Genomic DNA, 17,758 nt, shown 5'->3' with positions numbered 1-17,758 from the left:
CGTCGTGCTGGCTGGTCTCGCAGCCGGTGTTGTGGATGCCGCAGCCGGCCACGATGTCCACGTCGCAGTCGTCGCCGATGAAGAAGTCGTTGTACACCATTTCACTCAGGCCGGTCTGGCTGATGATAACGGGGATGTGGACCGACTCGTGCTGGGTGCCGCTCTTGACGGTGATGTTGATGCCCGACTTGCCCGGCTCCTCCTTGGTGGTGATCTCAATATTGGCGGTGTTGTTCCGGGAATCCAGCTGTCCGTTGCGGCGGATGTTGTAGGCCCCCTGGGGGGTCTTTTCCAGATCCGCGATCTCCTTGAGGAGCTTCCATTCCGCTTGATCCATCTTACTTCGCTCCTTCCGACAGATAACTGCAAGAGGTCCTGGTGTTGGCCAGGATCTGGGGGAAGATCTCATCCTTGGGGCCCTGCTTCTGCACCTTGCCGTCGGCGATCATGACGATCTCGTCGGCCAGGTCGATGATGCGCTCCTGGTGGGAGATGACGATGAGGGTGGCCTCCCGCTTCTGGTGGATGAGCTTGAAGGTCTCGGTGAGCTTGGCGAAGGACCACAGGTCGATGCCGGCCTCCGGCTCGTCAAAGATCATCAGCCCGGTCTTGCGGGCCAGGATGGTGGCGATCTCAATGCGCTTGACCTCGCCGCCGGACAGGGAGGCGTCCACCTCACGGTCGATATAGTCTCCGGCGCACAGGCCCACCTTGGTCAGGTACTGGCAGCCCTCTTCCCGGGTCAGCTTCTCGCTGCCGGCGGCCAGGGCCAGCAGGTCCTTCACCTTCAGACCCTTGAAGCGAGGGGGCTGCTGAAAGCCGTAGCTGATGCCCAGACGGGCCCGGCCGGTGATGTCCAGATCGGTGATATCGGTGTCGTTCCAGCGGATGGAGCCGCCGGTGGGCTTGACCAGGCCCATGATGGCCTTGGCAAGGGTGGTCTTGCCGCCGCCGTTGGGGCCGGTGATGACCACAAATTGGTGGTCCTTGACAGAGAGGGAGACGTCGTTGAGGATGCCCAGCTCCTGGCCTTCCTCTCCCTCCACCTGATAGCTGAGATGGCTGATCTCCAGCATAATCGGTCTCTCCTTTGTAAATGGTTCATTCCATGAGCAATTATTTTATCACGAAAGGCAGGAAAATACAACCCTGAGCGGGGCAAATCTTGCCAGGACGGCATAGGATGGTGGGAATCTACACAGAATGGGGAGGCAATGCGTATGGAACAGGAGTTGCTGCCCGGCTGCGACCGGGAGGTTTTCGAGCGGGTGTGGAAGCGGGTCATGCCCAACGAGCGGGGGGACTGCCCCTTTGAGGTGGTGGAGGCGGCGGCCCAACGGCCTCTGCCGGCGGTGGTGGTACACGACGCTCCGGCGGCGGAAGAGGAGACGGTCACCTGCCTTGGACCCGCCTCGGCAGTCCACGGTCCCCAGCTTCAGCAGTACATAGACCAGGAGCTGGCCGCCCACCGGTGCTGCCAGGCGCTGGCCCGGCGGGTGCCGGGGGCCGGGGGTAGGATGCTCTCCAACCTGGCCGCCGAAAAGCGGCGGCGGGCCAAGCGGCTGAGCACTGCCTATTTCCTCATCTCCGGGGTGCGCTACTGGCCTGCTGACCGGGGGAGCGCTCCCGCTCTCCAGCCGGTGCAGGCCGCCCTGCGGGAGCAGTTTCAGGCCCAGCAGCGGGGGGCTGCCTGCTACCGGGCGGCCGCCGCCGGTACCGCCGATCCCTGCCTGGAGGCCCTCTTCCATGAGTCGGCTGACGAGGCGGAGGCCCACGCCTGGATCATCCGCAGCGTGCTGGAGCAGATGTAACTCTCAGTCCCGGCGGAATACATGGATGCGGAAGGCGGCCTGGACCTTCAGTCCGTCCAACGCCGCCAGCCGGGCGGCTCCCTCCTTGGGGGTCTTCCAGTAGTAGGGGGTCATCTGGAACAGGTTGGGCAGGTCCTCGCCTGCCACCTCCATGGTGGTGTCCACCGGCACCACGCTGACATAGGAGAAGCCCTCATAGGGGATATCCTGCTCCTGATTGGGGTAGGGCTTGTCGTAGAGCACCTGTTTGAGCTCCCACAGGTGGTTGGCGGCGGGAACCACATAGAGGAACAGGCCGCCGGGGCGGAGCACCCGGCGAAATTCCTCCAGGGCCAGGGGAGAGAAGCAGTTGAGCAGCAGGTCTATACTTCCATCTGCCACCGGCAGGTGGTAGGCCGAGGCCACGGCAAATTCCCCCTGAGGCACCCGCTTGGCCGCCAGACGCACCGAGGGCTTGGACAGGTCGATGCCCGCCAGGGCCACCTGCTTGCCCGCCCCGGTGAGAGCGGCGTAAATGCCGGCGGTGTAGTAGCCCTCCCCGCAGCCCGAGTCCAGCGCCGACACCTGCTGGCCGGTATGCTCCAGCGCCAGGGCGCACAGGGCCTCCCGGAGGGGGGCGTAGTAGTCCCTGGACAGGAACTGGTTGCGGGCGGTCACCATGCCCTTGTCGTCCCCGGGGGACTTGGAATGCTTCTGGTTGGCGGGGAGCAGGTGGACATAGCCCTCTTTGGCGATGTCAAAGCAGTGGCCGTTGAGGCAGGTATAGGAGCGCGCCTCCCGGTTCAGGGGAGCGGCGCAGTGGGGACAGCGAAACAGGCTCAAAGGGGCCATCTCCTTCCAAAGTGTCTGAGGGTATCATACCAGTTTGGAGGACATAACACAAGGGCCGCGCCTATGGCGCGGCCCTTTGCTGCGGCGAGATTTACTTGGTGGTGATGGTGATGTTGAGGGTGCCGTCGGTGACGGTGCAGGTGATGCCCAGGGCCTCCAGAGCGGAGGAGGCCACATAGTAGTTGCCGTTGGAGAGGACCGCGCTCATGCTCTGAGCGGCGCCGTCCACCTTTACGGTCAGGGTCTCGGCGGTAAGACCGGCGGGAGCCTGGGTGGGCATAGTCAGAGCGGGATCGGCATAGGTGGCGCCGGTGGTGATCTCCACGCCGGCGTTCCACAGCACATTGAACTGCTTGCCGGTGCCATTGAGAGCGGCGGCCAGGTCACGCAGGCGGTAGTAGGTGTTGCCGGCGGCGTCGGTGGCGGTGGACACCACCTTGGGAGTACCGTCCACCAGCACGGCGGCGTTGGCCTTGGCCTGGGCCACCAGAGCGTCATAGTCGGCCAGGTTGTAGCTCTCGGCGTAGGGGGTGGGCAGCAGGCCGTCGTTGATGTAGCCGATGAGCTCGGCACGGCGGGCATCGTCCTCATTCAGGTCCACCCCCACGATCTTCCAGTTGTTGTCCACCTCGGGAGCCACGGGGGAGTGCTCGGCGAAGTAGGCCACGATCATGTCCCGGATGGAGTTGGAGGACTCCCACTCCTTGGTGCCGGAGATCAGGTTCTGGCCCTTCAGGGCGGAGGAGTAGCGGTAGTTGTTCACCGCCAGGGTGAGGGTCTGGTCGTCCTGGAGAGGCTCGCCCTTGAACATCACGTTCTTGATGCGCTCGCCCTTGGGCTGAGACAGGTCGATCTCATACTCCACACCGGCGAACATATCGTAGAGGTAGTCGGGGTACTCGGGATCGAAGGAGATGTTGATGTCCCCTTCCTTCCACTGGTTGTAGCACTCGGCGGACCACTCCATGTAGGCCTTGAGCTCCGCGCCGGTGACCTTCACCCGGTAGAGGGTGTTGTCGAACTTGTAGATGTCGAAGATATTGCCGTAGTTGATGTCACCGGCGGGCAGGTCGCTGGTGTTCTTGAACAGGGCGGCGGCGGACACGTCGGCGCCGGAGTTCTCCAGTTGGATCTTGTTGATGAGATCCATAACCGCGGTATCCTCCAGCTTGCCCTGGGGCAGGCCGGCGATCTCATTCTCCGGCTGGAACTTGGCGGTGGTGGAGCCCAGCGGGGGGAGAGGTTCGCCGCTCTCGTCGGTGCCGCCGGCAATGAAGTCGATGGTCTTCTGGTGAGCCTCGGCTACCAGAGGAATGGAGCGGATCTCCTGGCTGGGAGTCACGTCGGTCATGTCCACGATCTCCACGGAGGAGGCGGTGACGTTGTTGTCGGCATCCAGAGTCAGGTCAAAGCGGGCGATGTCCCGGCCGCCGTTGCGCACGCCGCCGATGACCACGTCGCCCTGCTTCTCATTGACCACCACATGGTTGTGGGCCACCTGGAGCACGTCGATCTCCGGATTGTCGTCCAGGATCTTCTGGGCGGAGTCGGAGCCGCCTTCTTCGTCAAACTCAGCATACATACCCATGTGGGCGGACACCACGATCACGTCGGCCTGGTCGCCGATCTCGTCGATGGCCTTGCCCACGGCCACGTTGGCGGCCTCATAGGTGGCATCCTCGATGCCCTCCTTGCCGCCGTCCCAGATGGGCACGTCGGGGGTAACCACGCCGATGATGGCCACCTTCACGCCGTCCTTCTCCACGATGGTCCAGCCGGCGCCGGTGACGCTCTTGCCGTCGGTGCCGGTGACGTTGGCAGCCAGCACGGGGAAGTCGGCCTGACCCAGGATGGTCTGCATAGTGGGGATGCCCCAGTTGAACTCGTGGTTGCCCAGGGTCATGGCGTCATAGCCCATATAGTTCATGGCGGTGATGACCGGGTGGGGCTCTTCGGGGGTCTTGTTGTAGATATCATCGGTCATGATGGTGCCCTGGATATCGTCGCCCGCGTCGATGAGGATGGTGTTGGGATTCTCGGCCCGGACCTGCTGGATGTAGGTGTACAGCCGGGCCATGCCGTTGTTGGTGCTCTCGGTGTTGTCCTCATAGGAATAGCCCCAGATATTGCCGTGCATATCCGAGGTGCCCAGAATGGTAATGTGCTTCTCGCTACCGGAGGCAAAGGCCGCGGGCATCAGGGATACCAGCAGCGCCCCGGTGGCCAGCAGAGAGAGCAACCGGCGGGAACGGTGTTTCTTCATGTGTGATCCTTCCTTCCAACCCAAATTTTACCGAGCGGTTTGCTCGGTTTTCGCCACCATAGTAGCACGGTGGGACAGGGAAGTCACCTCTTTTTTCAGCTTTTTTACAGAACATTTTCAGTAAGCAGGTTTTCTGCCTGTTTATGGTTTGTTTTTTTCTTTTTCTATGGTATACTGTACACTTGCGAAGATTTTCCCGGCCTGACGCCGGGCTGAACAAAAAGGAGTACGACATGATCACTGTTTCCGACCTGACCCTGGCATACAGCGGCCAGCCCCTGTTTTCCCATGTGGACCTGCAGTTCACCAAGGGCAACTGCTACGGCATCATCGGCGCCAACGGCGCCGGCAAGTCCACCTTCCTGAAGATCCTCTCCGGCGATCTGGAGCCCACCTCCGGCGAAGTGTCCATCCTGCCCAAGACCCGTATGTCCGTTCTGAAGCAGGACCAGAACGCCTACAATGCTTACACCGTCATGGATACCGTCATCATGGGCAACAAGCGCCTGTACGACATCGGCAAGGAGAAGGACGCCCTCTACGAGAAGGAAGAGATGACCGAGGAGGATGGCATCCGGGCCTGCGAGCTGGAGGAGGAGTTTGCCGAGCTGGGCGGCTGGGAGGCCGAGAGCGACGCCTCCCGCATCCTCCAGGGTCTGGGTGTGGGCACCGAGTTTCACCAGACCTCCATGGAGACCCTGGACGCCCGCCTGAAGGTGAAGGTGCTGCTGGCGCAGGCCCTGTTCGGCAACCCCGACATCCTGCTGCTGGACGAGCCCACCAACAACCTGGACATCAACGCTGTCAACTGGCTGGAGGACTTCCTGCTGGACTTTGAGGGCACCGTCATCGTGGTGTCCCACGACCGCCACTTCCTCAACACCATCTGTACCCACATTGTGGACATCGACTACAACAAGATCAAGCTCTATGTGGGTAACTACGACTTCTGGTACGACGCTTCTCAGCTGATGCAGAACCTGATGAAGAACCAGAACAAGAAGAACGAGGAGAAGGCCCAGGAGCTGAAGGAGTTCATCTCCCGGTTCTCCGCCAACAAGTCCAAGTCCAAGCAGGCCACCGCCCGCCGGAAGCTGCTGGAAAAGATCACCCTGGAGGAGATCCCCGCCTCCTCCCGCCGCTACCCCTGGGTGGCCTTCTCCCCCGACCGGGAGGTGGGCAAGGATATCCTCTTCGTCACCGACGTGTCCAAGACCATCGATGGGGTGAAGGTGCTGGACAAGGTATCCTTCATCGTGGGCCACGGCGACAAGATCGCCTTCGTGGGCGACAACGAGAACGCCCAGACCGCCCTCTTCAAGATCCTCACCGGCGAGATGGAGCCAGACGAGGGCACCGTGAAGTGGGGCCAGACCGCTACCTTCTCCTACTTCCCCAAGGACAACACCGAGTTCTTCAAGGACTGCGACGACAACCTGGTGGAGTGGCTGCGTCAGTGGTCCTCCGATCCCCACGAGGCCTATCTGCGGGGCTTTTTGGGCCGGATGCTCTTCTCCGGCGACGAGGTGTATAAGCCCGTCAAGGTCCTCTCCGGCGGTGAAAAGGTGCGCTGTATGCTCTCCCGCATGATGCTGTCCGGGGCTAACGTGCTGCTGCTGGACCAGCCCACCAACCACCTGGATCTGGAGTCCATCGCCGCTCTGAACAACGGCCTGGAGGCCGTCAAATGCAACGTGCTGGTGGCCTCCCACGACCATCAGCTCATCCAGACCGTGTGTAACCGGGTGTTCGATTTCACCGCCGACGGTCAGCTCATCGACCGCAAGATGACCTACGACGAGTACCTGGAGAGCCAGAAGGCGGACGCATAACAAGCAAAACAGCGGGACGGCTTGCCGTCCCGCTGTTTTTATGGATTTCCGCCCCCTATAGGGCGGCGGAGATAGAAGAGCAGCCCCGCCAGATCGGCCAGGCCCCACCCGATGGGCACCGCCCACCAGATGCCCTTCAAACCGATGGCCGGGATGGGAGCCAGCAGGTAGGCCAGAGCCACCCGGGTGCCCAGGGAGATCACCGTCAGCACCACCGACACCCCGGGCCGCCCCAGCCCCCGGAAGAGGCCGTAGAGCAGGAACAGGATACCGATGCCGCAGTAGCACAGTCCCTCGATACGCAGATACTCCACCCCGATGGCGATGATCTCGGTCTCTCCCGGCTCCACGAAGAGGGCCATCAGGGGGGCGGCGAAGAGACACACCAGCAGGGAGCTGACCACGCAGAAGAGGATGGACACTACCACGGCGGAGCGGATGCCCCGGCGGATGCGCTCCGGCTGGGAGGCTCCGGTGTTCTGGGCCACGAAGGTGGAGAAGGCGTTGCCGAAGTCCTGGACGGGCAGATAGGCGAAGGCGTCGATTTTGACGGCGGCGGCAAAGGCGGCCATCACGTTGACCCCGAAGGAGTTGACCAGCCCCTGCACCATCAGGATGCCGAAGTTCATCACCGACTGCTGCACGCAGGTGAGCAGGGAGTAGTGGATGATGCGGCCCAGCTCTCCCCGCCGGAAGGTGCAGTGCTCCCGCCCCAGGCGGAGGAGCGCTACCCGCCTCCAGCAGTAGAGCGCAATACCGGCGGCGGACACCCCCTGAGCCAGTACGGTGGCCCCGGCGGCTCCCGCCACCCCCCAGCCCAGACCCAGTACGAACCACAGGTCCAGAGCAATGTTGAGCAGGGTGGACAGGGCCAGAAAGACCAGGGGAGCGGTGGAGTTGCCCACCGACCGCAGCAGGCAGGCGAAGTAATTGTATAAGAAGGTGAAGCAGATCCCCAGCAGCACCACCCGCAGATAGGCGTGGGTGTCGTCCCAGGCCTCCGCCGGGATACGCAGCAGAGTCATCACCGGCTCCAGCAGCAAAAGCACCCCCACATTGAGGATCACCGCCACGGCGCCGATGAAGAGGAAGGAGAGGAAGAGGCAGCGCTTCAGCTCCTCCTCCCGCCGGGCCCCGTGGAGCATGGACCACAGAGCCCCGCTGCCCATACACAGCCCCAGCAGCACCGAGGTGAGGAAGGTCATCAGAGTAAAGGAGAAGCCCACCGAGGCCAGGGCGGAGGGCCCAAGGGCCCGGCCCACGATGAGGGTATCGGCAATGTTGTAGCACTGCTGCAGCAGGTTGCCCGCGATCATGGGCGCGGCAAAGCAAAGCATGGGCCGGGTGATGCCGCCCCGGGTCAGATCAATCTGCATGGTCATTCCACATCCCTTTCCAGGGCATGATAGCAGGCCCGGGGAAAAAATACAAGAGTGGCCTTGCCTTTTGAGCCAGGAAACGATAAGATAAGATGTGCAAAAAAACCGTGCGTTTTTAACCATTTCGTGCTATACTACATATTCGAACTTACTTCATCCGGAAAGGATGCTGACCATGCGAAAAGAGATCCTTTTGCCCGCCATTGCGGTGGTGGGCGGCGGGGCCGGCTTCGCCCTGCGGCGCTGGGAACTGGCTACCGCTTTTGAGGCGGACACCGGCCTTCCCATCTCCGGCGCTCCCGCCACCATGGCCCTCATCGCCCTGTCGGTGGTGGTGGCTGCCGTGCTGCTGATCCTCAGCTTTATGGGGAAGTATCCCCGATTCAGCGGCTATGACCAGGCTTTTTCTGCCAAGGACAACACCCTGTATGCCATGGCGGGGATACTCTCCGGCTTCCTGCTCATCGGGGCGGGCGGTCTGATGGCCTATGACTTTGCCACCGGGGCCAATCCCATCTACACCCGCCTCATCGTGGCGGTGCTGGCGGTGGCCTCCGGCCTGTGCGTCATGTCCACGGTGCGGGACAATTTTAAAGGGGAGAACAAGGGCAAGTACAGCGTGCCCCTGCTCATCCCGGCCTTTGCCTTCTGCGTGTGGCTCATCGCCGCCTACCAGGTGCGGGCGGGGGACCCGGTGCAGCTGGACTATGTGTACGAGCTCTTCGCCATCATCGCCGGCCTGCTGGGGCTCTACTTCATCGCCGGTTTCTCCTTTGACAAGGGCAGAACCGGCCCCACGGTGCTCTTCTCCCTGTTGGGGGTCTACTTCTCCCTGGTCACTTTGGCCGACGAGCACGACCTTGCAACCGTGATCCTGTATGGCTTTGTGATTCTCTATCTGCTTGCTTCCAGCGCTTTGCTGCTGTACAATGCCGCCCGGCCTCTGCCAGAGGAGCCGGTCGAGAACGATACGGAGGGATCCTCTGATGTCTGAGAAAAAGAAATTTTATATCACCACCCCCATTTACTACCCCTCGGACAAGCTCCACATCGGCCATGCCTACTGCACTGTGGCCACCGATGCTATGGCCCGGTATAAGCGGCTGTGCGGCTATGATGTGATGTTCCTCACCGGCACCGACGAGCACGGCCAGAAGATCGAGGACAAGGCCAAGGCCGCCGGCGTCTCCCCCAAGGAGTATGTGGACAACATCGTGGAGGGCCCCCAGGGCGTCAAGGACCTGTGGAAGCTGATGAACATCTCCAACGACCGGTTCATCCGCACCACCGACGACTACCATGTGGCCGCCATCCAGAAGATCTTTAAGAAGATGTATGAGAAGGGCGACATCTACAAGGGCAAGTATGTGGGCAAGTACTGCAAGCCCTGCGAGTCCTTCTGGACCGAGAGCCAGCTGGTGGACGGCAAGTGCCCCGACTGCGGCCGTGAGGTCCAGGATGCCGAGGAGGAGGCCTACTTCTTCCGGCTGAGCAAGTACGCCGACCGCATCCAGGACCTGCTGGAGAACACCGACTTCCTGGAGCCCCGCAGCCGGGTCAACGAGATGGTGAACAACTTCATCAAGCCCGGCCTGGAGGACCTGTGCGTCTCCCGTACCTCCTTCCAGTGGGGCATTCCCGTGGACTTCGACCCCGGCCATGTGGTGTATGTGTGGATCGACGCCCTCTTCAACTACACCACCGCCCTGGGCTTCATGAACGACAAGTACGACGACTTTGAGAAGTACTGGCCTGCCGACGTCCACTTCATCGGCAAGGAGATCGTCCGCTTCCACTCCATCATCTGGCCCGCCATGCTCATGAGCATGGAGATGCCCCTGCCCAAGAAGGTGTTCGGCCACGGCTGGCTGCTGCTGGACGGCGGCAAGATGAGCAAGTCCAAGGGCAACGTGGTGGACCCCTATCTGCTGGCCCAGCGCTACGGCGTGGATTCCCTGCGCTACTTCCTGCTGCGGGAGTTCCCCTTCGGCACCGACGGCAACTTCTCCAATGAGGCCCTCATCGGCCGCATCAACACCGACCTGGCCAACGACCTGGGCAATCTGGTGAGCCGTACCACCGCCATGGTGGGCAAGTACTTCGGCGCGCACCTGCCTGCCGGCTGCGGTGCCACCGGAGACGAGGCGGATCTGGCCAATCTGGTGGCTCAGTCCATGGGCAATGTGGGCCTGTCCATGCAGTTCCCTGAGGACGATCCCCAGAAGTTCGACGTGGAGCTCATCGCCATGGCCGCCCAGCTGCGCAACACCTATGAGGACAAGATGGAGCAGTATGCCTTCCAGGACGCCCTGATGGAGGTATTCAAGCTCATCGGCCGGGCCAACAAGTATATCGACGAGAACAAGCCCTGGGCCCTGGCCAAGGACGAGACCCAGCAGGACCGTCTGGCCCATGTGCTGTACAACCTGCTGGAATGCGTGCGCATTTCCGCCGTGCTTCTCACCCCCTTCATGCCCGAGACCTGCGAGAAGATCTTTGCCCAGATCGGCGCCGGCGACAGCCAGCGCACCTGGGAGTCCGCCGGTGTGTGGGGCGCGCTGTCCGACCAGGCGCCCGTGAGCAAGGGTGAGAACCTCTTCCCCCGCATTGACGCTGCCAAGGAGCTGGAGGAGCTGGCCGCTCTGGAGGAGGCCGCCAAGGCGGAAGCCGCTGCCAAGGCAGAGTCCGAGTATATTACCATCGACGACTTTGCCAAGGTGAAGTTCGTCACCGCCAAGGTGCTCTCCTGCGAGGCGGTGAAGAAGAGCAAGAAGCTGCTCCGCTTTACCCTGGACTGCGGCGAGGGCCAGCCCCGTCAGATTCTCTCCGGCATCCATGAGTACTACGAGCCCGAGGATCTGATCGGCAAGACCGTGGTGGCCTGCGTCAACCTGGCCCCCCGGAAGATGATGGGCCTGGAGTCCAACGGTATGCTCATCTCCGCCGTGAAGGAGGGAGCTGAGGGCCACGAGGAGCTCCACCTGCTCATGCTGGACGACAAGGTGCCCGCCGGCTGCACCCTGGGTTAATTGAAAGAAAAACAAAGGAGACGCTGCACAAGCAGCGTCTCCTTTTTTATAAACACTATGCAGCCAGCTCATTGTGCCGGTGGGAAGAATTCTTTATACTTTAAGAAACGGTTCAGGTTTTACAGGTCTGTTCAAGCCTGTGCCATTTCGAGAGGAAAGAAGGATCGCTATGAAAAAGGTTGTTTCCCTTGCGCTGGCCCTGGTCATGATGCTGGGCCTGTGTGCCTGCGGCGGCGGTTCCGCCGCGCCGGAAGAGGAGGACCACTCCGACGCCATCCGTCTGGCGGTACAGTCCGAGGCGGCCGTGGAGTGTATGTTCAGCTATGCCAACGTGAAGAACGTCCTGGCTTCGGTGACCAATACCGATGACAACGGCGACGGCACCTATGACGTCAACGGCTATATTACCGTGATAGACGACTACGGCGACCGCTACAAGGCAAAATTCGATGCCACCGTCTCTGTGGACGAGGACGGCGACGCCGACTGCGACAGCTTCAGCATGGAGACCCCCACCCGGGAGTGATACTTCCAATCCCTTCAAAACAAAGACGTGCTGCTATGCAGCACGTCTTTGTTTTTTGTTCTGTTATCGCTGGTCCAGGGGCACGAAGGGCCGCATGGGAGCCACCGCCTTGTAGGCGGGACGGATGATGCGGTTGCCCGGCTGGCAGACCTCCTCGATGCGGTGGGCGCACCAGCCCACGATACGGGCCACGGCGAACAGGGGGGTATACAGCTCCTGGGGGATGCCCATCATCTTGTACACCATGCCGGAGAACAGGTCCACATTGGCGCACACCACCTTGTCCTCCCCCTTGACCGAGAGGAGCACCTCGGGGGTGAGCCGCTCCACCGTCTCGTACAGCTCGAACTCGTCCAGCATCCCCTTGGTCTCAGCCAGCTTCTTGGCGAACTTCTTGAGAATGACGGCACGGGGGTCGGAGATGGTGTAGATGGCGTGGCCCATGCCGTAGATCAGGCCCGACTTGTCGCCGGCTTCCTTCCGCAGCAGCTTGCCCAGGAAGGCGCGCACCTCGTCCTCGTCCTTCCAGTCCTTTACCGCGTCCTCGATGTAGCCGAACATCTCCATGACCTTCTTGTTGGCGCCGCCGTGGCGGGGGCCCTTCAGGGAGCCTACGGCAGCGGCGATGGAGGAGTAGAAGTCGGTGCCGGAGGAGGAGAGCACCCGGCAGGCGAAGGCAGAGTTGTTGCCGCCGCCGTGCTCGGCGTGGAGCACCAGGCACAGGTCCAGCAGCCGGGCCTCCTGCTCGGTGAACTGGTTGTCGTGGCGGACGGAGTAGAGGAAGTTCTCCGCCACGCTGAGTCCGGCCTGAGGCCGGTGGAGGTAGAGGGACTCGTCGTCATAGTAGTGGCGCTTCACGGCAAAGGCGTGGGCCACGATGACGGGCACCCGGGCGATGAGCTGGATGGCCTGCCGCAGCTGATTGGACAGGGACATATCGTCCGGGTTGTCGTCATAGGAGTACAGGGCCAGCACCGAGCGGGCCAGCTTGTTCATCACGTCGGGACTGGGGGCCTTGATGATCATGTCCTCGGTAAACATATGGGGCAGGGTGTGGTTGTCGCTGAGCATCTGCTGGAAAGCGGTCAGCTGCTCCCTGGTAGGCAGAGCGCCGAAGAGCAGCAGATAGGCGGTCTCCTCAAAGCCGAAGCGTTTTTCCCGCACAAAGCCGTCCACCAGCTCCTCCACGTCGATGCCCCGGTAGATCAGCTTGCCGGGGGCGGGGAAGCGCTCACCGTCCTGGAGGTAGTAGCCCAGCACGTTGCCGATCTGGGTGACGCCTGCCATGACGCCGGTGCCGTCGGCGTTGCGCAGGCCCCGCTTGACCCGATAGCGCTCGTAATATGCCGGGTCGATCTGGTTATGTTTGCGATATTCCTGACATAGACTCTCTATGAAGTCCATGGATGTGCCCTTCTCGGCGTTTTGCATTTCCAGCCTCTCCTTTGCCCAAATTCTTTTACACGGTATTGTACAACCATTTTGCGGCACAGTCAATATGGAAAGTAGACGAAGTAAAAATTGAAATGGAATGAATCATAACTTGCAAAAAGAGGGGATGGTGTTTCCGATGAGACAGGTGGCGGCGGTTGCCCTGGCCCTGCTGCTGGCCCTATTTCTGCTGCCGCTGCTGCTGGTGCCCCAGGGGGAGGGAGCCCTGCCGGTGGAGAGCGGCAGCCTGCCCATCGACCGCACGGTGGTCACGCCGGAGCCGGCTCTGGACAGCGCCCAGCAGGTAAGGGTAAAGCGGTCCGACGGCACGGTGGAGACTATGGCGCTGGACGACTACCTGTGGGGGGTGGTGGCCGCCGAGATGCCCGCCGCCTTTGAGAGCGAAGCCCTGAAGGCCCAGGCGGTGGCCGCCCGCACTTATACCTATTCCAAAATGGAGCGGGACACCGCCGGTCACCCGGAGGCCGATCTGTGTACCGACGTGAACTGCTGCCAGGCCTACCGCACCCGAGAGGAGGCCGCCTCCAGCTGGGGAACCAACGCTCAGATGTACACCGACAAGATCGCCGCCGCTGTGGCGGATACCGACGGAGTGGCGGTGCTCTATGGGGGGAAGCCCATCCAGGCCGTCTTTTTCTCCTCCGCCGACGGGCGGACGGTGGACGCGGTGGAGGTGTGGGGCAATTCGGTGCCCTATCTCACCGGAGTGGACAGCCCCGAGGGGGAGGAGGTGCCCAACTACCACTCCACCGTCACCCTGACGGCGGAGGAATTTAAAACCAAGCTGTTGGCCAAGTATCCCGGGGCGGACCTGTCGGGAGACCCGTCCGGCTGGTTTTCCCATACCGTGTCCAACTCCGCCGGGGGCGTGAGCAGCGTGGACGTGGGGGGTGTCACCGTCAGCGGACAGGAGCTGCGTACCCTCTTCTCCCTGCGCTCCACCAGCTTTACCGTGTCCGCCGGGGCGGAGGGAGTGACCTTTTCCGTCACCGGCTACGGCCACGGAGTGGGCATGAGCCAGTACGGGGCCAACGCCCTGGCCCAGGAGGGCAAGAGCTATGAGGAGATTTTAAAGTGGTACTACACCGGCGTGGAAGTGAAACAATATACCCCTGGGCAGTGAACTGTCCAGGGGTATATGTTATGCGGTCAGCTGCTTGATGTTGGTCTCGTTCAGCTCATACCATACCGCGTCCGCTTTTTGGTCCTGGGCCGAACAGGCGGCCTCATACTCGGTCTGGGAGACGGGCCGGCCATCCACTTCAAAGGCTTTGGGCTCCCAAGCCTCCATCTCACAGCGGATGTGCTTTTCCAGGGTAAGGCCGTCTTCCCCGAAGCGGGCGGAAGCAATGCCGTCCTCCGTGCCGGCGGTATAAGAGTAAGTAAACGTACCGTCGGTTTTCAGATACCAGAAGGTGCGCCAGTGGCTGGGATAGCCCATGATCTCGTCCCCCTCCTGGCGTAAGACCACGTAGCCGCCCATGTCATTGGCCACGTCGGTGACCCGCAGGACTACCTCCCGGCTTCCGTCACCGTCAAGGTCCAGAATGGCAAACTCCGTTACAGAGGCATAGGAGCTGTAGGGACTGAAGGCAAGTGGGATGTCAGGGAGAAGGGTGGGAACTTCCTGGCCGGAGCCGTCCACACAGAGGAAAGGAGCCTCTCCCAGCAGGACGTCCTGATAGGCACGCACCCCGCTGCCTGCAAAGGGGGTGTAGGGGAGGGAGACGCCGGACGCCATCCAGCCTTCCCCAATGGCAATGGCCCCTTCGCCGTCCTCCGGCTGGGACACCTGATCCAGGGTCACCAAAAAGCCCTCCGCCGACGGGTCGAACCGGTATTGGTGCCACTCTGTCCGCCCCGCGCCGCTGGAGCCGCAGTGGCAGAGAATGTTGTCCTCGCTTACCACATAGAGACTCCGTTCCCAGCCCTCCACCGCCAGGACGGGCTGGCCGTCCACCAGGGTGTAGATGGCAAAGACATAGCCCTGATCCAGATTCCAGAACTCGTTGCCTACCCAGCCCAGCAGCAGCTCCTCCGAGCCGTCTCCGTCCAAGTCCCGGCGGGCATAGCCCAGCTGATGGTCCTGCCCCCAGTAGGGGGCGATGACAGCGGATACCAGATCCGGGTAAAGGTCAGGCTGCTGTTGGAGAAAGGCCAGCTCATACTCGATCAGAAGGGGCTGATACGGGTCGGATTCCCCGGCAGCAGCCCTGGGCTGAGGTTCCAGATCCACCACTGTACAGGCGCAGCAGGCCACCGCCAGCCCCAGAACCAGAGTGAGGCAGATTGCGGCCTTGCCGGGCCTGCGGTACCCCTTGATCCCCAGAAGCCGGGTTTTCAGCCGCTTCCCCTCCTGACAGAGGGGGGCGGCCATCCAGGGGGAGGGCCTTCCAGGCCGGGCGGCCAGCAGCAACAGCATATCCCCGTAGGCCATCCTCTGCTCCGGCGCCAGGGCACGGACCACCGCCTCGTCGCAGGACAGCTCGCAGTCCAGTGCGATGCGCCGCCCCATCCAGTGGACCAGGGGATTGAACCAGTGGAGGCTGGCCACCAGCACTACCAGCCACTTGTAGCAGATGTCCCACCGCCGGGCATGGGTGAGCTCATGGCGGAGGGCGGCGGCCAGAGCCTGAGGAGGAAGGGACGGCCCACCCTGGGGCAGGACAATCACCGGCCGAAAGACCCCCAGCAGCATGGGGGCGTCCACCTGGGCGCTCTGGGCCAGCCTCACCCGGCTGCCGTGGCCCAGCCCCTCAAACAGAGCCAGGGCCTCCGCCGTTGGCGGGGCGAGAGAGGCGCGGACCCGGCGGGAAAAGCGGGCATAGGCGGCGATATGCCAGAGGAAGAAGCCTGCCCCAACCGCCAGCCACAGGAAAACCAGCATACCGGGGAGGGAAATGGCCGGGGCGGAGGGCTGGGTTATCTCCGGTTGATCCACCGTGACCGGCTCCGACGGCGGAGTAATGGGAGCGGTCTGTGTGTCCGTCTGGTCCTGCCGTTCGGGAAGGACGGTTTCCTGCCGGACCATCTCCTGGGTAGGCTGAGGGAGCTGGGGCAGGGTGATGCCGTAGCCCAAGGGGATCAGAAAGCGGAGCAGCACCGCCAGCCAGAGATAATAGGAGACGGCCCTGGGCACTCGGTTTCCCATCACTGGGCGCAGGAGCAGCAGGAGCATACACAGCAGGGAGCCGGACAGGGTGAGGGAGAGCAGGGTAAGCAGTACCTCTTTCATGTGGATTCCTCCTGATGGAACAGGGCGGACAGCTCGGCGATCTCTGCTTGGCTCAGCTGACCGTCGGACAGTAGGGAGGCCACCAACTTTTTGGCGCTGCCGTTGAACACCTGGTCCACCAGGTGGCGGGCGGACCAGCGGCCATATTGAGCCTGGGTGATGACCGCCCGGTACATTCCCCGGCGTTCCAGCTGAACGGCCCCCTTTTCGCACAGACGGCGCAGCAGGGTCTTGACGGTGGAGTCCTCCCAGCCGCACCGGGTGGACAGAATGCGGCGCAGCTCTGACAGCGGCGCCGGCTGGGGCAGGCTCCACAGGGCCTTCATAACCTCCAGCTCGGCATCCTGGATCTTCTCAGCACCAATACACATAGCGGCCTCCTTGAAAGTTTACTGTTGTAGCCTAAATAAAGATTACAATAGTAAACTTTGTTTGTCAAGGGGTTTCCGCAGCGCGGGGAAAAATTTGATGGGCTGCCTAAAAATTTTTCAGCCTGGATGGGTCAACGGCGTTGTCAAAAATAAGACCTTTTGGTATAATATCAAATTGGAAAGGTGGGTTACACCCCTTCCAAATATGACGTAAAGTGAGAGATCGCACATGAACACACGGTATGACGTTGCCATTCTGGGCTGCGGCGAAGCCGGTATTTTCGCCGGGTACGAGCTGATGCACCGCAACCCCGGCCTCAAGGTGGTGGCCCTGGATCAGGGGGCCGATATCTATACCCGCAGCTGCCCCATTGTGGCGGGCAAGGTGAAGGAGTGCGTCCACTGCAAGGTGTGCGGCACCATGTGCGGTTTTGGCGGCGCCGGCGCCTTTTCCGACGGCAAGTATAACTTCACCACCGCGTTCGGCGGCTGGCTCACCGACTTCATGCCCAAGGAAGAGGTCATGAGCCTCATCGACTATGTGGACTCCATCAACATGAAGCACGGAGCCACCGACAAAGTGTTCTCCACCGATACCCCGGCGGCCCGTGCCCTGGAGAAGCGGGCCCTGGAGCACGACCTTCAACTGCTCCAGGCCCGATGTAAGCACCTGGGTACCGAGAACAACCTGAAGATCCTGCAGAGCATCTATGAGGAGTGCCGCAAGGGTGTGGAGTTCCATTTCAACACCGCTGTCACCAAGATCATGGATCTGAAGGGGGAGGGCTACCGCCTCATCACCGAGAAGGGCGACGAGATCGACTGCACCTGGCTCATCGCCGGTCCCGGCCGCTCCGGCGCCGAGTGGTTCTCCAACCAGTGCAAGGAGCTGGGCATCCAGCTCATCAATAACCAGGTGGACATCGGCGTGCGGGTGGAGCTGCCTGCCAAGGTCTTTGAGCACATCACCGACGTGGTGTACGAGTCCAAGCTGGTCTACCGCACCAAGCAGTACGGCGACCAGGTGCG

13 protein-coding genes and 2 pseudogenes are annotated in these 17,758 nt (G+C 62.0%); 7 read left to right on the top strand and 8 right to left on the bottom strand.

From position 1 onward, the window contains the following. Together IHN22_RS09095 and IHN22_RS09090 are read right to left on the bottom strand one after the other, a co-directional pair. Positions 1-337 (bottom strand): annotated as a pseudogene (locus IHN22_RS09095) (ABC transporter permease); the annotation flags it as partial. Position 338: 1 nt separating this feature from the next. Continuing rightward, a complete protein-coding gene (locus IHN22_RS09090) occupies positions 339-1,076 on the bottom strand; it encodes an ABC transporter ATP-binding protein (protein WP_087188991.1) in 738 nt (245 codons plus the stop codon). 144 nt (positions 1,077-1,220) lie between these two features. Between IHN22_RS09090 and IHN22_RS09085 the strand changes: the two genes are divergently transcribed. Next, complete coding sequence (locus IHN22_RS09085) at positions 1,221-1,811, top strand: rubrerythrin (protein ID WP_191434888.1); 591 nt, start codon at positions 1,221-1,223, stop codon at positions 1,809-1,811. Positions 1,812-1,814: 3 nt separating this feature from the next. On the opposite strand, the gene IHN22_RS09080 is transcribed toward IHN22_RS09085, so the two are convergent. Together IHN22_RS09080 and IHN22_RS09075 are read right to left on the bottom strand one after the other, a co-directional pair. Next, the gene (locus tag IHN22_RS09080; RefSeq protein ID WP_191434886.1) at positions 1,815-2,642 is read right to left on the bottom strand and encodes a putative RNA methyltransferase; all 828 of its coding nucleotides are present in this window, start codon (positions 2,640-2,642) and stop codon (positions 1,815-1,817) included. 91 nt (positions 2,643-2,733) lie between these two features. Then, positions 2,734-4,905: a bifunctional metallophosphatase/5'-nucleotidase gene (locus tag IHN22_RS09075; protein ID WP_191434884.1), complete on the bottom strand. Its 2,172-nt coding sequence runs from the start codon at positions 4,903-4,905 to the stop codon at positions 2,734-2,736. Positions 4,906-5,138: 233 nt separating this feature from the next. Here IHN22_RS09075 and IHN22_RS09070 point away from each other — a divergent pair, with 233 nt between their 5' ends. Continuing rightward, positions 5,139-6,737 (top strand): ABC-F family ATP-binding cassette domain-containing protein, encoded by a 1,599-nt coding sequence (locus IHN22_RS09070; RefSeq protein WP_087188995.1) that lies wholly within the window; start codon positions 5,139-5,141, stop codon positions 6,735-6,737. Positions 6,738-6,775: 38 nt separating this feature from the next. Here IHN22_RS09070 and IHN22_RS09065 read toward each other — a convergent pair whose 3' ends face one another. After that, positions 6,776-8,113: an MATE family efflux transporter gene (locus IHN22_RS09065; protein WP_191434890.1), complete on the bottom strand. Its 1,338-nt coding sequence runs from the start codon at positions 8,111-8,113 to the stop codon at positions 6,776-6,778. 178 nt (positions 8,114-8,291) lie between these two features. Here IHN22_RS09065 and IHN22_RS09060 point away from each other — a divergent pair, with 178 nt between their 5' ends. The 3 genes from IHN22_RS09060 to IHN22_RS09050 all read left to right on the top strand — a co-directional run bounded on the left by IHN22_RS09060 (position 8,292) and on the right by IHN22_RS09050 (position 11,671). Continuing rightward, positions 8,292-9,110 (top strand): hypothetical protein, encoded by an 819-nt coding sequence (locus IHN22_RS09060; RefSeq protein ID WP_191434882.1) that lies wholly within the window; start codon positions 8,292-8,294, stop codon positions 9,108-9,110. Beyond that, positions 9,103-11,145, top strand: a complete 2,043-nt coding sequence (gene metG, locus IHN22_RS09055) for a methionine--tRNA ligase (RefSeq protein ID WP_191434880.1) — start codon at positions 9,103-9,105, stop codon at positions 11,143-11,145. Before IHN22_RS09060 ends, metG begins: the two co-directional genes overlap by 8 nt. Positions 11,146-11,314: 169 nt before the next feature. Continuing rightward, positions 11,315-11,671: a hypothetical protein gene (locus IHN22_RS09050; RefSeq protein WP_191434878.1), complete on the top strand. Its 357-nt coding sequence runs from the start codon at positions 11,315-11,317 to the stop codon at positions 11,669-11,671. A 63-nt stretch (positions 11,672-11,734) separates the two neighbouring features. Here IHN22_RS09050 and IHN22_RS09045 read toward each other — a convergent pair whose 3' ends face one another. Beyond that, on the bottom strand, positions 11,735-13,102 hold the full coding sequence (locus IHN22_RS09045) for a citrate/2-methylcitrate synthase (protein WP_191434876.1): 1,368 nt from the start codon (positions 13,100-13,102) through the stop codon (positions 11,735-11,737). 139 nt (positions 13,103-13,241) lie between these two features. On the opposite strand from IHN22_RS09045, the gene spoIID reads away from it, so the two are divergent. Next, positions 13,242-14,246 carry a stage II sporulation protein D gene (spoIID, locus tag IHN22_RS09040; RefSeq protein WP_191434874.1) on the top strand — a complete coding sequence of 335 codons (1,005 nt, stop codon included), beginning with the start codon at positions 13,242-13,244 and terminating at the stop codon, positions 14,244-14,246. A gap of 18 nt (positions 14,247-14,264) precedes the next feature. Here spoIID and IHN22_RS09035 read toward each other — a convergent pair whose 3' ends face one another. Both IHN22_RS09035 and IHN22_RS09030 read right to left on the bottom strand, forming a co-directional pair. Next, positions 14,265-16,358 (bottom strand): M56 family metallopeptidase, encoded by a 2,094-nt coding sequence (locus IHN22_RS09035; RefSeq protein ID WP_191434872.1) that lies wholly within the window; start codon positions 16,356-16,358, stop codon positions 14,265-14,267. Beyond that, positions 16,355-16,729: a BlaI/MecI/CopY family transcriptional regulator gene (locus IHN22_RS09030; protein ID WP_087268967.1), complete on the bottom strand. Its 375-nt coding sequence runs from the start codon at positions 16,727-16,729 to the stop codon at positions 16,355-16,357. Before IHN22_RS09030 ends, IHN22_RS09035 begins: the two co-directional genes overlap by 4 nt. 229 nt (positions 16,730-16,958) lie before the next feature. Here IHN22_RS09030 and IHN22_RS09025 point away from each other — a divergent pair. Further along, positions 16,959-17,758 (top strand): annotated as a pseudogene (locus IHN22_RS09025) (FAD-dependent oxidoreductase); the annotation flags it as partial.

The organism is Flavonifractor sp. An112, from assembly GCF_904377885.1.
Classification (GTDB): domain Bacteria; phylum Bacillota; class Clostridia; order Oscillospirales; family Oscillospiraceae; genus Flavonifractor; species Flavonifractor avicola.
This window is presented reverse-complemented; position numbering and strand designations above follow the sequence as displayed.

Excerpts from the sequence above, each read along its gene's own strand:
- IHN22_RS09050 (WP_191434878.1), top strand. The coding sequence starts at position 11,315 with ATGAAAAAGGTTGTTTCCCTTGCGCTGGCCCTGGTCATGATGCTGGGC.
- IHN22_RS09070 (WP_087188995.1), top strand. The coding sequence starts at position 5,139 with ATGATCACTGTTTCCGACCTGACCCTGGCATACAGCGGCCAGCCCCTG.
- IHN22_RS09090 (WP_087188991.1), bottom strand. The coding sequence starts at position 1,076 with ATGCTGGAGATCAGCCATCTCAGCTATCAGGTGGAGGGAGAGGAAGGC.
- spoIID (WP_191434874.1), top strand. The coding sequence starts at position 13,242 with ATGAGACAGGTGGCGGCGGTTGCCCTGGCCCTGCTGCTGGCCCTATTT.
- IHN22_RS09045 (WP_191434876.1), bottom strand. The coding sequence starts at position 13,102 with ATGCAAAACGCCGAGAAGGGCACATCCATGGACTTCATAGAGAGTCTA.
- IHN22_RS09030 (WP_087268967.1), bottom strand. The coding sequence starts at position 16,729 with ATGTGTATTGGTGCTGAGAAGATCCAGGATGCCGAGCTGGAGGTTATG.
- IHN22_RS09065 (WP_191434890.1), bottom strand. The coding sequence starts at position 8,113 with ATGCAGATTGATCTGACCCGGGGCGGCATCACCCGGCCCATGCTTTGC.
- IHN22_RS09075 (WP_191434884.1), bottom strand. The coding sequence starts at position 4,905 with ATGAAGAAACACCGTTCCCGCCGGTTGCTCTCTCTGCTGGCCACCGGG.
- IHN22_RS09035 (WP_191434872.1), bottom strand. The coding sequence starts at position 16,358 with ATGAAAGAGGTACTGCTTACCCTGCTCTCCCTCACCCTGTCCGGCTCC.
- IHN22_RS09060 (WP_191434882.1), top strand. The coding sequence starts at position 8,292 with ATGCGAAAAGAGATCCTTTTGCCCGCCATTGCGGTGGTGGGCGGCGGG.
- IHN22_RS09085 (WP_191434888.1), top strand. The coding sequence starts at position 1,221 with ATGGAACAGGAGTTGCTGCCCGGCTGCGACCGGGAGGTTTTCGAGCGG.
- IHN22_RS09080 (WP_191434886.1), bottom strand. The coding sequence starts at position 2,642 with ATGGCCCCTTTGAGCCTGTTTCGCTGTCCCCACTGCGCCGCTCCCCTG.
- metG (WP_191434880.1), top strand. The coding sequence starts at position 9,103 with ATGTCTGAGAAAAAGAAATTTTATATCACCACCCCCATTTACTACCCC.